This is a genomic window from Cytobacillus sp. IB215665 (assembly GCF_033963835.1).
In the GTDB taxonomy this organism is placed as follows: Bacteria; Bacillota; Bacilli; order Bacillales; family SM2101; genus Nanhaiella.
The window spans coordinates 374950-388260 of the sequence record NZ_JAXBME010000001.1 but is presented as its reverse complement, the minus strand read 5'-3'; the positions used below and the strand labels follow the sequence as shown (position 1 = coordinate 388260).

General features: G+C 35.1%; 11 protein-coding genes. 2 read left to right on the top strand and 9 right to left on the bottom strand.

Features of this window, described 5'->3' with window-relative positions; all coding sequences use genetic code 11:
* Window positions 1-62 precede the first annotated feature (62 nt).
* Window positions 63-1256, bottom strand: coding sequence for a PDZ domain-containing protein (locus SLH52_RS01595; RefSeq protein WP_320207553.1), 1194 nt, complete (start codon window positions 1254-1256; stop codon window positions 63-65).
* 495 nt (window positions 1257-1751) lie between these two features.
* Here SLH52_RS01595 and SLH52_RS01590 point away from each other — a divergent pair, with 495 nt between their 5' ends.
* Entirely contained in the window at window positions 1752-2321 is a 570-nt protein-coding gene (locus SLH52_RS01590; protein ID WP_320207552.1) for a GNAT family N-acetyltransferase, read from the top strand.
* A 93-nt stretch (window positions 2322-2414) separates the two neighbouring features.
* On the opposite strand, the gene SLH52_RS01585 is transcribed toward SLH52_RS01590, so the two are convergent.
* Window positions 2415-3875 carry a S41 family peptidase gene (locus tag SLH52_RS01585; RefSeq protein WP_320207551.1) on the bottom strand — a complete coding sequence of 487 codons (1461 nt, stop codon included), beginning with the start codon at window positions 3873-3875 and terminating at the stop codon, window positions 2415-2417.
* A gap of 576 nt (window positions 3876-4451) precedes the next feature.
* On the opposite strand from SLH52_RS01585, the gene SLH52_RS01580 reads away from it, so the two are divergent.
* Complete coding sequence (locus tag SLH52_RS01580; protein ID WP_320207550.1) at window positions 4452-5555, top strand: hypothetical protein; 1104 nt, start codon at window positions 4452-4454, stop codon at window positions 5553-5555.
* On the opposite strand, the gene SLH52_RS01575 is transcribed toward SLH52_RS01580, so the two are convergent.
* The 7 genes from SLH52_RS01575 to prfB form a co-directional block, all read right to left on the bottom strand.
* Window positions 5512-6261, bottom strand: coding sequence for a methyl-accepting chemotaxis protein (locus tag SLH52_RS01575; protein WP_320207549.1), 750 nt, complete (start codon window positions 6259-6261; stop codon window positions 5512-5514). The genes SLH52_RS01580 and SLH52_RS01575 overlap by 44 nt on opposite strands.
* Before the next feature lie 567 nt (window positions 6262-6828).
* The gene (locus SLH52_RS01570) at window positions 6829-8058 is read right to left on the bottom strand and encodes a murein hydrolase activator EnvC family protein (RefSeq protein ID WP_320207548.1); all 1230 of its coding nucleotides are present in this window, start codon (window positions 8056-8058) and stop codon (window positions 6829-6831) included.
* 78 nt (window positions 8059-8136) lie between these two features.
* Window positions 8137-9024, bottom strand: coding sequence for a permease-like cell division protein FtsX (ftsX, locus tag SLH52_RS01565; protein ID WP_320207547.1), 888 nt, complete (start codon window positions 9022-9024; stop codon window positions 8137-8139).
* The gene (gene ftsE / locus SLH52_RS01560) at window positions 9014-9700 is read right to left on the bottom strand and encodes a cell division ATP-binding protein FtsE (RefSeq protein WP_320207546.1); all 687 of its coding nucleotides are present in this window, start codon (window positions 9698-9700) and stop codon (window positions 9014-9016) included. Before ftsE ends, ftsX begins: the two co-directional genes overlap by 11 nt.
* A gap of 472 nt (window positions 9701-10172) precedes the next feature.
* The gene (cccB, locus tag SLH52_RS01555; RefSeq protein ID WP_320207545.1) at window positions 10173-10547 is read right to left on the bottom strand and encodes a cytochrome c551; all 375 of its coding nucleotides are present in this window, start codon (window positions 10545-10547) and stop codon (window positions 10173-10175) included.
* A 55-nt stretch (window positions 10548-10602) separates the two neighbouring features.
* Window positions 10603-11472 carry a YitT family protein gene (locus SLH52_RS01550; protein WP_320207544.1) on the bottom strand — a complete coding sequence of 290 codons (870 nt, stop codon included), beginning with the start codon at window positions 11470-11472 and terminating at the stop codon, window positions 10603-10605.
* A gap of 661 nt (window positions 11473-12133) precedes the next feature.
* A protein-coding gene (gene prfB / locus SLH52_RS01545; protein WP_320207543.1) for a peptide chain release factor 2 occupies window positions 12134-13235 on the bottom strand; the annotation gives its coding sequence in 2 pieces (ribosomal slippage) (window positions 12134-13162 and window positions 13164-13235; 1101 coding nt in all).
* Between the last annotated feature and the right edge of the window lie 76 nt (window positions 13236-13311).

Genomic DNA, 13311 nt, shown 5'->3' with positions numbered 1-13311 from the left:
AACAGTCATATGACATGGCCTTCTTTTAAAAAACAAATGACGAGTGGAACCTTTTTTCAACTTTATACCGCTTCATTATCCCATTTCTTATCATCTTGGACGAAGAGTATGCCCAGCTCATGATGCTCGCCATCGTATAACGCTCTTTGTGTAAAGCGTACCTGACCATTCACATCAATGACTTCAAGCTTACAAAAAGCACTATTTTTTTGTATAGCTTCGTAAAATTCTTCAACTGATCGAACAGCTACACCATTTACTTTCGTAATCATTTCTCCAACTTGAATTGCCATCGTTTCTGCTGGAGACTGGGAGATAATAGCTAACACAACAAGACCGTGATCACGCTGTGAAAAATAAAAAGGATAGGAGTCATCATTCAACCGTTGTTGAATGGCAATCATTTCTCTTCCTAGTATCGCAATGAATACAGCAATCGTTGCAAATACAGGTAGCCAAATACTACTAATAGCAGCAGTAGCTACAATCAAACTGAGAAATAAGACGCGTTTACCAGTTTGTTGGATCATTTCAGTTGGATGAATACCTTGAATATGCATTGAAAAGCCGATGACAAAAGGAACGAAACATAAAGCATACTCAGTTTGTCCTATAGAAAAAACAGGCCACCAAGGTATTTGAGTAGTAATAACTTCACCCGGTAATAGAAATAGTACAGGCAACATCCAAATTCGTTGTGCTTTATGTGCCCCTACTTGTAGTCCACGCTTACTTTTTTTCAAGTAAGGCGACGTTCCTACCCCACCTTTTTTCCATATTAAAAAACCTTCGATTATCATAAATAATGCGAGTAGAATGGCTAATCCTGACAGGCTTGTCCACAACTGGTCTGACGAAAATGACAACATAGCAAAATCATTCAAGTCTAATTTAGGTAATAATATTAAAGAAAAAAATGTTAAGCCTAACACATTTGCAGGTGTTAACAATCTAGGTGTGATCATAAAGCTTAATATCAAAGTAATTATTGCCACGATAACAATAGTTTCTAATGTTAGAACAATTCCTACCCCGATTGTGACGATTGAAAGAATTGCTCCGGCAAATAAACCGACTGAGAATAAGGATCGAAGCTCATGAAAAGAATCATAAATACGAACATGGAAATCACGACGTTCTTTCTTCACACGGATAAAGCCGATTAGTAATGTATATGCAATGAAATAATATGTTAATGGATGAAGGAAAAAGCGACCAATCGCTTTAAGGAACTCTAGTACCCACTCTTCTACCACTAAGCCACCCCCTCTGTTATCTATAAAATACGTACAATTAGTTATCTATTATTTTATCAAATTGTTGGAAAAAAGGATATGTTCAATATTAACCTCTGCTTGACCTTTCATGATATGATGTGAATACATAATTTGCATCTATGAATATTACATCAAATACGAATTTATTTAGTAGTTTACATGATTGTGTGTGTGATCTAGCAAATGAGTTAGCTCGTTAGCTCTTACCTCTTTGTTTACTAAAGTAAATTAGTTACATAAAGCTTAATAAGCGTTTTATAAAGGCTGTTTTCGCATTGACTGTTGTTTTCGTATTAAGAAATAAATATATACACAACTAGAGTTCGTGGCATCTTTTCTTCTGTACATCGATAACTAACAATATCAAACCACTTTTTGGAACTAATTTGATAACAGTAGCAACAAAGTTTACGAAAATAGCACTAGTTGTATATTTAAGTATGAAAAAAATATAAAGTATTTAGGGGTGTTTATTTGCAGCAATTTAATACTGCTTCGGCATCAACAAGATTAGTCATAAGACCATTAGCACAAGAAGATTACGAAAACTGGCTTAACGAATTTAACAATAGACTCCAATCTCAACATAGGCATGACGAAGGAAAAATTGATGTGAGTATGTGTACACGTGAGTGGTTTAACAACTTAGTAGAAAGGCATCAAGAATTAGCATTGAGTGATCAAGTGTACATATTCGGTATTTTCCTGAAAGAAGCAGGTACACATATAGGCATGATTGATTTTTCCACTTTAGCAAGAGATACTTTTCAATGGGGTAGAATTGGTTATACGATTCATAATCATCATTGGCGGAAAGGCTATGGTAAGGAGGCTGTAAATGAAGCACTTAATATGGCCTTCAGAGATTTAAAATTCCATCGTATTGAAGCCCATATTAATACTGATAATACACCATCCATTCAATTAGCCAAAAGAGTAGGTATGGAATTTGAATGTATAAGGAAAGGGTTTATCTTTGAATTCGATGAGTGGACTGACAATCTTGTCTACTACAAAAATTCACATGAAGAAACAAGAAAATAAATAAAAAAAGGTCTGCCACACAATCATACCATGTATAGCATCTCTAAAAAGATATTTACACAGAATTTGATTGTAGTGTCAGACCTTTGCAACTTATTTTGTCAGTTGTTCCAATGCTGCCTTTAATTGAGCATCATTTTCTTCTTTACCGATTTCCTCAATAATTCTATCTTCTATTTGTGTTGCTGTTTCTTGATTTATAACTCCCGTAGCTTCAATGTTATTCTCTTGCTGAAACTTCGATACAGCTGTTTCAGTTTCTTTCCCGAAATAGCCATCTTCACGGCCTGGGTCGAAGCCTAGTCCTTTTAACATGATTTGAATATTTTTAATTTGTTCAGAATTCATATCATAGGCTAAATCTTCTTCAAACTGGATTGGATTTGTGTAAAAATAAGCTGGTTGCTTCACTTCAATAGTTGGCTCCACACCTTTTTCATGAATCCAGTTTCCATCTGGTGTTAACCATTTAAATTGTGTAAGCTTTACACTGCTTCCATCATCCATCGGAATCGCCTGTTGAACTGTTCCTTTTCCGAATGATGTTTCCCCTAAAATATCGTAACCACCTGCTTCTTTTAACGCCACAGCAAAGATTTCTGATGCAGAGGCACTTCCTTCATTAATTAGAGCTACGATTGGATATGGCTTCTGTTCCTTTAATGATGAAGAACTACGTAGCTTCTCACCATTGCGGTCTTCAATTTGTACATATGGCTTATCTTTCGTAACTAATTGCTTTAACATTTTCTCGACACTATCTAAATAACCTCCACCATTTCCACGAACATCAACAACAAGACCATCTATATTTTGTTTTTCAAGCTGTTCTAGCTGTTGCTCGAAATCTTCATCCGTGTCTTCAGAAAAAGAAGTAATTTGAATATATCCTAAGCTTTTCCCTGCGTATTCTTTCACAGATGAATAGACTGTTTCAATAGGTATTTCATCTCTCACAACGTCAAAAGTTATAGTGTCAGAAACACCTTCTCGAATTACCTCTAAAACGACGGTCGTGCCTTTTTCTCCACGAATTTTTAACACTGCTTCAAATAAATCTAAGCCTTCTATACTTTCACCATCAACTTTAATAACTTTATCTTTAGACTTTAGCCCTGCTTTTTCGGCAGGTGAATTTTTAAAAGGTGTTACAATTGTAAGAATGCCATCTTCCATACTTACCTCTGCACCAATTCCTTCAAATGATGATGAAAGTGACTGATTAAATTGGTCAGCTGTCTCTTTATCCATATATGATGAAAACGGATCTTCTAACGTTTCAATCATGCCTTCGATGGCTCCTTCAATCAACTCCGAGTCATCAATTTGTTCTACATAACGATTTTTAATTAATTCAAACACTTCTTCAACTTTTGTAAAATCCTCTTCATCTTTGGTGACTTCTTGCTGAACAGCTTTGTCTTCTACACTAGTCAACTGATCCGACTGAATGACTGGTTGATCATCATCAACATACTTTACTCCAGCGTAAGTACCTCCAGCTCCTAGTAGCATCGATATAACGATCAAAATTACTGCTGTTTTTCGACTCACAACTACGTTCCCCCTTAACTTCACACTCACTATTATATCATGATGTCCAACTTTCCATTTGAACACACACTATTAAGCGTAACCAAAATAACGTATGATCTTACATGTTTATTAAAACATTGTAGCAAAGGCATCACACGATAGTAGTGCGATGCCTTTACAGCAACTATATGAATAACTATTTCATTTTATGTCGTTATATATAGTTTAAAGCTTTCCAACTCTTTTTTCAAATCCTATCGTAATTAATCCATATATTTACATATAAATACTAAATATCGTGCTCTACACTCTAAAATATAGTTTATCAATTCCTCCATTTACAGCTCATGAGAATAGGATGTAAGGTCGCTTACTGAATTATAGTCATTTATATTATACAGTTGCTGAAGATGATTTAATAATTCACATTGCCTTATTTCTATTGTTTAAGCTCTTTTCGTATACTTTGTTGCTACGGTTATATCCGACTGAAGAGCAAAAGTGTCACGATCTACAGTTGTATATGTTTTTTTACACTAACAACACAATGCGAGAGTAGCTATGATATAAGAGCAATTATATGGAGTGTTTATGTTGATAGTAGTATCGATCATTCTTCTTATCTTAGTCATGAAATTAAGTGAAAGCATAGTTATAAAGTACGGACTCCAAAATTATTTCGTATCTATCCCGTTCATCGGAAGTGTACTAATGTTTATAATTTCAGCATTTTTCAACGACCCTTTAACTTTCCCTTTAGAGTTAGAAAGAATTATGGTAACAGCATTTCTTTTTTCGATTGGTATGCAAATGGCTCCGGTCCTTAATAGAAAATACATATCTAGACTAGTTGCTCTAATCATCATTTGTGCCTTACTGATTACCCTTTTGAATGTCCTTTCATATTTATTTAGTGGCACTGACACATGGGTTTTTAGTTCTATTATGTTTGCTTTTAACATTGAACTTGTGAGCACATTTGTTTCTGAAGATGATTTAACACGCGTATCTTATTGGTGTTCGATTCAGATGTTGCTTGTCTTTTTCATCACGCCAATATTTTTACTGTTGAGCAGACAGTTTTATAGTAAAGATAACTTACAAGATAGGTATATAGGAAAGAAAGAGAAATTACATATCCCTTTTACGAAGGAGAGTGCATATTTATTAGCAATAACAGCTATGATCGTTGCTGCATTCAAATACGATTTATTCCCTCACATTCCTTTTGTATATGACTTTGTACTCGGTATGTTCATTGGTCTATGTAATGGTTTGCTTTTATTAAAGAAGGACATGCACTTGTATAAGAAGAAAACCGAGCAATATCAAAAGCTCGGCACAATTAGCTTATATGGATTTATTATCTTAAATATTTATCGATCAGTTATGATAGACCATACAATGTTTTCACTATCCATATTGTATTTAATTGTCATAAAGACAGTTATTATTGCTATTTTAAGCATCCTAATCGTACATTTATGTTTTAAGAAATGGACATTTGCTGAGAAAATGGTGGCAGCAGTTGCTGGATGGACGTTCATGTTAAATGCGCCTGTTGTATGTATGCATGGCATGAGAACTGTCGTTAACCGATATGGTCCATCACCTTATGTATTGCTTGTCGTTCCACCAGTTATCTTATGGCTAGTTAACTATGTACACTTATGGCTGAATCTAAACCTATTGCAATAACTTTTCTATTTTCAGAAATACTTTGACTTATCGTGTTAGCCTTTTGACTCATTTGATTGATCTCTTCAGTTACATTCCTTAGCTCTTCTTTTTGGTTAGCTACAACTGAGATCGCTGAATGGATTGAATCGAATAACTCTTTTGATGTTTGAACACTTTGAATCCCTGTTCCTATCTTATGTTGTCCATCCTTTGAAAGGTCACTAATATCTTGAATCTCAGATAAGATAGATGAAATTGAAGTTTGCGCCTGTTTTGTTGCTTTGGCGCTTTCTTCAGATAGCTTACGAATTTCCTTAGCGACGACATCAAATCCTCTCCCTTCAGCACCAGCACGGGCTGCTTCTATGGAGGCATTTAAAGCTAAAAGATTCGTTTGCGAAGAAATATTTTGTAATGATTTAATCATCTCAGTTAAATGATGAGATAATCCAGCCAGCGTTTCAACCTTTGTTAATAACTCCGTAGAAGATTGTTGAATACTGTTCATCTCTTCAACTGTACGGACAACTGTTTGAGTGCCATCTTCAGCATACTGGGCTGCCTCATTTACTTGGTTATTAATATCGTTTGAAAGGTACGTTAAGTTATTGGATGATTCGACAATGCCATCAGCATTATTTAAAAATTCAGTCATTTCTTTTTTTTGTAGCTCCATAACATTTTTTGCTTGTAAAAGCTTATTATTATTTATCGCTTGAGACAAATTTTTCACTCCTTTGCATTTGATTTACACCTTAATAGCTACACCTCTTGAATGCGCTTGTGATCACTATGACTACCACCAAATTCTGAAATCATTTCTTATGAAGGCTGTGCTTCTTGAAGGAGACGTGTTTTAAGTTAACCAACTCTGAAGTGAACAAATACAGGCTGAAACTATCTGAAGAGCTATTAGACATAGATCACCGTCATTATGTGAATAAAGCACATCAAAACTAAGACTTTCAACCCGTATGAACAGGTATATTGTACCTATGTTAACTTGAATTTTCTGTAATGTAGCTTACCGTTTGTTTCTTATTCTATATGAATCTACCGATGATGTATACTAAAAAGCAATGCTAAAGAAAGACCGTAAGTGACATGAGCACTTACGGTCTTTTCTACACAGACTACCTCAGGTTAATTAACAAATTCTATTATATGGTCTGAACACATCATTAGTATGGTATTTTTTATAAGCTTAACTGTTATTGTAAAAAGAATAGCTAGCTTAAATATATATACCTCTTACAGCACTTTACGATGTAAATATTTGTATAATAAGTCTTTAGTTAATATAATCTCTAGGGTTTACAGCATTTGATTTTGATGCATTCCAATAGCCTTTATGTATTTCAAAATGAAGATGCTGACCAAAGGAAAACCCAGTGTTACCCATCACACCAATTTGCTGCCCTTGGGGTACAACTTGTCCTTCAGATACTGATCGACTACTCATATGTGCATAAACAGTCGTATATGTTTGTCCACCAATATCATGCAATAAAAATACAACATTACCATAGCTAGTAGAATAATATGATCTGAATACATACCCGTCAGCTGATGCTACTATAGGCACTGTTCCGCCTTTTGCAATATCTACCCCAAAATGTGTTGATCCCCAGCGTGCCCCAAAGCCAGATGTAAAAGATCCTGCAGCTGGTTTAATAAATGTTCCAGATCCTGCTGAAGAGCCACTATTCTGTCTCGAAAGCTCTTCCTCCAATGCTTTTAGCAGATTTTTTTCTGCCTGCTCTTGCTTTGCAAGAATCTCTTGTTCTTCCTCTTTTGAAAGAATCTCTCTTTCTATCTCTTCTTCTTTATCCCTTAACTGTTCCATAAATGCTTCTTTTTCTTGTGATTTTTGCATAAGTTCAGCCTGTAATGTTTCTAATTCACCTAGTATTTTTTCTAAATCTTCCTTTTGTTGAGTAAGATTTGCTTCCTCTTCTTCCTTCAATTGCTTGTCCGCTTCATGTGCACGTAAAATTTCTTTATCTGCTTTAACAATTTTAGCTACCGCACTCATGCGTCCAATCAAATCACCAAAGTCTTTTGCACCAAGCAAAACTTCTAAATAACTAACTGCTCCTCCTCCTTCTTGTAAGGAACGAGCACGATTTTTTATAAGCTCATCTCTTGCTTCAATTCGTTCTTTCAAATCAGCTATTTTACCTTTTAATACTTCGATTTCTTGCTTTTTCTGTTCAATCTCAGCTTGCTTTGCAGTAATTTGTTCATTTGTTTCTGCTACGGCAATATCTAATCGTCTAATTTCATCAAGTAACACAGCTTGTTCCTGTTGTAATTCTTCAACTTCCTTTTCTGCATCAGTAATTTCACCAGCAACTTGACTTTTCTTACTTTGGATATTTTTAATTTCGTTTTTCTTATCTTCAATTTCTTGAGTTGTTACTGCGAAAGCAGCATCTTTATCCGAAGTGACTAATAATCCACTAAGCCCAACTGTAACTGAAACTCCAAGTAATAATAGCTTTGATTTGAAAGGCTTCAAAGTCTTATTCCTCCAAACATTGAGTTTTCATTATCTCTTTCTTTCACACACTAAGTTCATTTTTTGTTATCTCTTTATCTATACTTTTAAGAATTTTCGAACGGACATTAAACTACCCCAAACACCGATACACGCACCAATCAAAATGAGTATTAAAGCAATTTGCAGTGCAAATGGGTAAAATGGGAGCATTTGTAGAAAATCAGCAGATAGCATCGGCTGTGCATTTTCATGTAAATAATAATAGGCTGTTAGAATGATAGATATAGGTAATATTGCACCTAATACTCCAAGCCATAACCCTTCTAAGAAAAATGGCCAGCGAATAAATGAATTAGTTGCGCCAACTAATTTCATAATTTCTATCTCACTTCTACGTGCTACAATCGTAATTTTTATCGTATTTGAGATCAAAAACATTGCGGTAAATAATAGTCCGATGACTAAACCAAACCCTATATTTCGTGATACATTAAATATTTTAAATAGGTTGTCTACAACTTCTTCACCATAATCAACCTGTGCGACTGCTGAGAAATCTTCTATTTTTTTTGCTACTTCATTTACTTCAATCGGTTGATTCGTTTTCACGACATAAACATCAGATAAAGGATTATTATCACCTTTGAGCATATCAAGGACTGGTCCGAGACTTTCTACTAAGCTATCAAGCTCTTCATCCTTTGATACGAAGGTAATAGATTTAACTTCAGCTATTTTATCAATATTCTTTTCTAACTCCTTTACCTCATCACCAGTAGCTACAGTATCAATGAACACACGTATTTCTACATCTTCTTCAATCAATTGAGTAAAGTGATACATATTCATCATAATAACAAGGAAAACACCTACTAATAACAACGTAACAGTCACTGCACTGATAGAAGCAAAGGTCATCCACCCGTTTCTTCCTAGGTTTTTAACGCTTTCCCGTGTATGCCTTTTGAGAGTACTAAATTTCATAACCATACTCCCCTCTCATTTCATCACGGGCAATTTTGCCATTTTCAATTGCAATAACTCGTTTTTTAATTTTGTTTACGATCTCACTATTATGAGTCGCCATCAAAATTGTCGTTCCCCTATTATTAATTTCCTCAAATATGTCCATGATTTCCCACGCTGTATCTGGGTCAAGGTTCCCCGTAGGTTCATCTGCTATCATTATTTTTGGAGAGTTAACGATGGAACGGGCAATAGATACACGCTGCTGCTCCCCACCAGATAATTCATCTGGCTTAAAACGAGCCTTATGCTTCAGGCGTACTAAATCTAATACTCCCATCACTCTTCGTTTTATGTATTTTGGGTTTTCTTCTATTACTTCTAAAGCAAATGCCACATTTTCATATACAGTAAGCTTAGGAAGAAGTTTAAAATCTTGAAAGACTACTCCTATATGCCTTCGTAACAAAGGAACCTTTTTTTCTTTAAGGCTTGATAAATTGATTCCATTTATCATAATTGAACCATTTGATGGCTTTTCTTCACGGTACATCATTTTAATAAACGTTGATTTCCCTGCACCACTAGGACCAACGACATAAACAAATTCACCTTCATTAATTTTCACGCTAATCCCGTTAATCGCTAGGACACCGTTAGGATAAGTTTTATACACATCCTGCATTTCTATCATTTAATATCACCTAAATTTTGTCATTTTATGTAAAAACCACTCGTGTTAGTCTGTTTTTTGACAAATTATATGGATAAATCCAATAATTTTACATTCACAGTATCCATTATAACATCAAAGATAGACTATTTAGGACAAAAAATTATTACAGTTATATTTCAAAAGGACCCATAAAACTCACTCAATTACACGTGAACATTGTCAAAGAAGATAAAAAAATAGAGCTTAATATCGCTATTTAAAAAATGGCTAATAAAATGGAGAAAAATGATATTTTTTTGAGATGATTAAAGCTCTACGATTAGCATTGTTTTACAGAAAATCTTTGAGTAGGAGAAATTAAATACTTAAAAAAATGAGGAAGAAAATGTACTAGAGGAAAGCATAATTTGGCTATTTTTTTATAGAATACAAATAAAAAAAAGCCAAACCATGTTAATGGAATGACTTTTATGTAAAAGCTAATTTTTACTTATTTTTTCTCAGCTAACCATGCTGCAACATTTACTGCATCATCGCCAGTAATGATTCCACCACTCATAGAACCTTGACCATTCGCAATGATATCTTCAATGTCTGCTTGTGAAAGCTTACTGCCAATATTCTCTAGCTGTGGTCCAAATCCGCCTTCTAAATTTCCACCGTGACAACCAGCACAGCTTTGTTTATAAACATCTTCTGCTGCAGCAACATTCACTGCACCTGTATCTCCTGTTTCTGTTTCTGTTTCTTCAGTTGGTGTAGTTTCAGCCTCTTCTTTTGGTTCTGTAGCTTCATCTCCGCCACCACCACAAGCAGCTAATACAAGAGATGTACCCATCAATAATGCAAGTAATTTCATTTTCATTTGCGATTCCCCCTCATGTCTGAAATTAGTAAAATATAACTTTATTATACCCAATTTAAGCCCTTTTAAAACCCTCACCAAGGACCTCAGTGGCATCCATAGCAACGACAAATGCTGATGTATCAATACTTTTAACCAATTGTTTCAATTTAGTGAACTCTGTTTGATTGACAACACACATAAGAATTGGTTTTTCGTCATCTGTATAGCCTCCAAAAGCTGACAGCTTTGTCACTCCTCGATCTAGTTCATGCAATATTTTACTGCGTACTTCCTCTTGCTCATTTGTAATAATCATTGCCATTTTTGAATAGCCGAACCCAACTTGTATGAAATTGATCGTTTTACTCGTAACAAATAATGCGATAATTGCATATAAACCACTCTCAATATCAAATACAATTGCTGCTGTAATAACGATTAAACCGTCAATAAATGCGACGCATGTTCCAAGTGAAATACCAGTATACTTGTGAAAAATTTGCGCAGCTAAATCTGTTCCACCTGTTGATGCTTGTCCACGAAAAACGATTCCTAACCCTAGTCCGACACCCATTCCTCCGAACAAAGCTCCTAGTAGAGGATTTTGCGTAGCAGGCTCGAGGTTTTCCGATAAATAAACAACAAACGGCAAAAATACTGTACCAATTAATGTTTTCATTCCAAATTTACGACCGAGCAACATGACGCCAGCGATAAATAATGGAACATTGAATGCCCATTGTACATAAGCAGGCTTCCATCCAAACATCTCTTTTGTAATCGTACTAATCCCACTTACCCCACCAGAGGCAACATTGTTGGGTAGTAAAAACAAGTTAAAAGCAAGAGCAACAATAGCCGATCCAATCAGTATATAAAATATGTCTAATGTTGCAATTATTTTCGGGTCCAATGCTTGACTCTTACGGCTTCGTTTCTTCATCCTTTTTTCTCCACCTTTTTAAACACAATTCTAAAAGTCATGTAGACAATTTTACTAATTGCCTATGAGAGTATAGCATGGTGGAAATATAGTGTAAATGCTAACCATATAACGTGTTAAAGGAGTAAACAATTGAAGGAACTTATTGCTTATTTTTTGTTTGAAGAATTATCTTATAAGTGGTAAAAAATGAAAAATTATTTAACACATAGGAAATAACAAGAGATGGAGCAGGGAGTTCGGAGACATTAATTGAATCTGATTCTTATGTATAGTAGTTTTTTGTGTCAAATTGATTTGTTTATATACGATTTATCGTTCATCGTTCACTTTGCATGATATTCACGTTATATGTTCTGTATATTGTGCAAAAGCTATAATTTATTTGTTGAACATGTTTGTGATTGTCCATTTGTATGCTTTTATTTTTCATACTTTCCTGTTTACTGTCCAAATGGGAGGGTTTACTTGCCATATACTTTGGTTTACTGTCCAAATGTGAAGATTTACTTGCCGTACTTTTGGTTTACTGTCCAAATAAGAAGATTTACTTGCCGAACTTTTGGTTTACTGTCCAAATAAGAAGATTTACTTCCCTAAGTAGTAAGCACATAATAAGATACACAAAAACCCCACTCATATTGAATGGGGCAACATCTGTTTAGTTAAGTTTTGAACGAAGGTACGAATCTATGAATGAATCAAGCTCACCATCCATCACACCTTGTACATTACCTACTTCAGTATTTGTACGGTGATCTTTTACGAGAGAATACGGATGGAATACGTAAGAACGAATTTGGCTTCCCCAGCCGATCTCCTTTTGCTCACCACGAATTTCAGCAAGCTGCTCTTGTTGTTCTTCAATTTTCTTTTGATAGAGCTTTGCTTTTAGCATTTTCATCGCTCGATCACGGTTTTTAATTTGTGAACGCTCTGATTGGCACGTAACAACAACGTTCGTTGGAGTATGAGTAATCCTTACTGCCGAATCTGTCGTATTGACGTGCTGACCACCCGCCCCACTTGCACGGTACGTGTCTATTTTCAAATCTTCAGTACGAATGTCAATTTCAATGTCTTCATTAAACTCTGGCATGACTTCGCATGATACGAATGAAGTATGTCGACGTCCTGACGAATCAAAAGGTGAGATTCGAACGAGACGGTGAACACCTTTTTCTGCTTTTAAATAACCGTATGCATTATGCCCTTTAATTAACAGTGTGACACTTTTAATACCAGCTTCATCTCCAGGTAAATAATCCAAGGTTTCTACTTTGTAACCTCTTCGCTCTGCCCATCGTGTGTACATGCGCAATAGCATTGAACCCCAATCTTGTGATTCAGTACCACCCGCACCTGGATGCAGCTCTAAAATCGCATTATTTTTGTCATACGGTTCACTTAATAACAGCTCTAATTCAAATGTATTTAAGTCCTTCGTTAATGCTTTACATTCATTTTCAAGCTCTTTTTGTAACTCATCATCTGGCTCTTCTTTGACAAGTTCATGAGTCACTTCGAGATTTTCAAATGTCTCATTTAGCTCTGTAAACTTGTTAACTAAGTCCTTTAAGCCATTTGCTTCATTTATGACAGTTTGAGCCGCTTGTTGATCATCCCAAAAGGATGGTGCTGCCATTAATTCTTCCAACTCATCTATTCGAGCTTGCTTCGTATCGAGGTCAAAGAGACCCCCTAAAATCAGCTAAACGAGTAGCCATTTTGTCAAGCTCTTGCTTAATTTCAACTAAATCCATTTATTTTCCACCTCAATAAAATTTTTACCTACCTTACATGTATATCCCGTTGACTGTAAAATAAATACATCAAAAC

What these genes read in the sequence shown, in the direction of transcription:
- ftsX (WP_320207547.1), bottom strand. Translation starts at nt 9,024, where the DNA reads ATGAAATTTAGTACTCTCAAAAGGCATACACGGGAAAGCGTTAAAAAC.
- ftsE (WP_320207546.1), bottom strand. Translation starts at nt 9,700, where the DNA reads ATGATAGAAATGCAGGATGTGTATAAAACTTATCCTAACGGTGTCCTA.
- cccB (WP_320207545.1), bottom strand. Translation starts at nt 10,547, where the DNA reads ATGAAAATGAAATTACTTGCATTATTGATGGGTACATCTCTTGTATTA.
- SLH52_RS01550 (WP_320207544.1), bottom strand. Translation starts at nt 11,472, where the DNA reads ATGAAGAAACGAAGCCGTAAGAGTCAAGCATTGGACCCGAAAATAATT.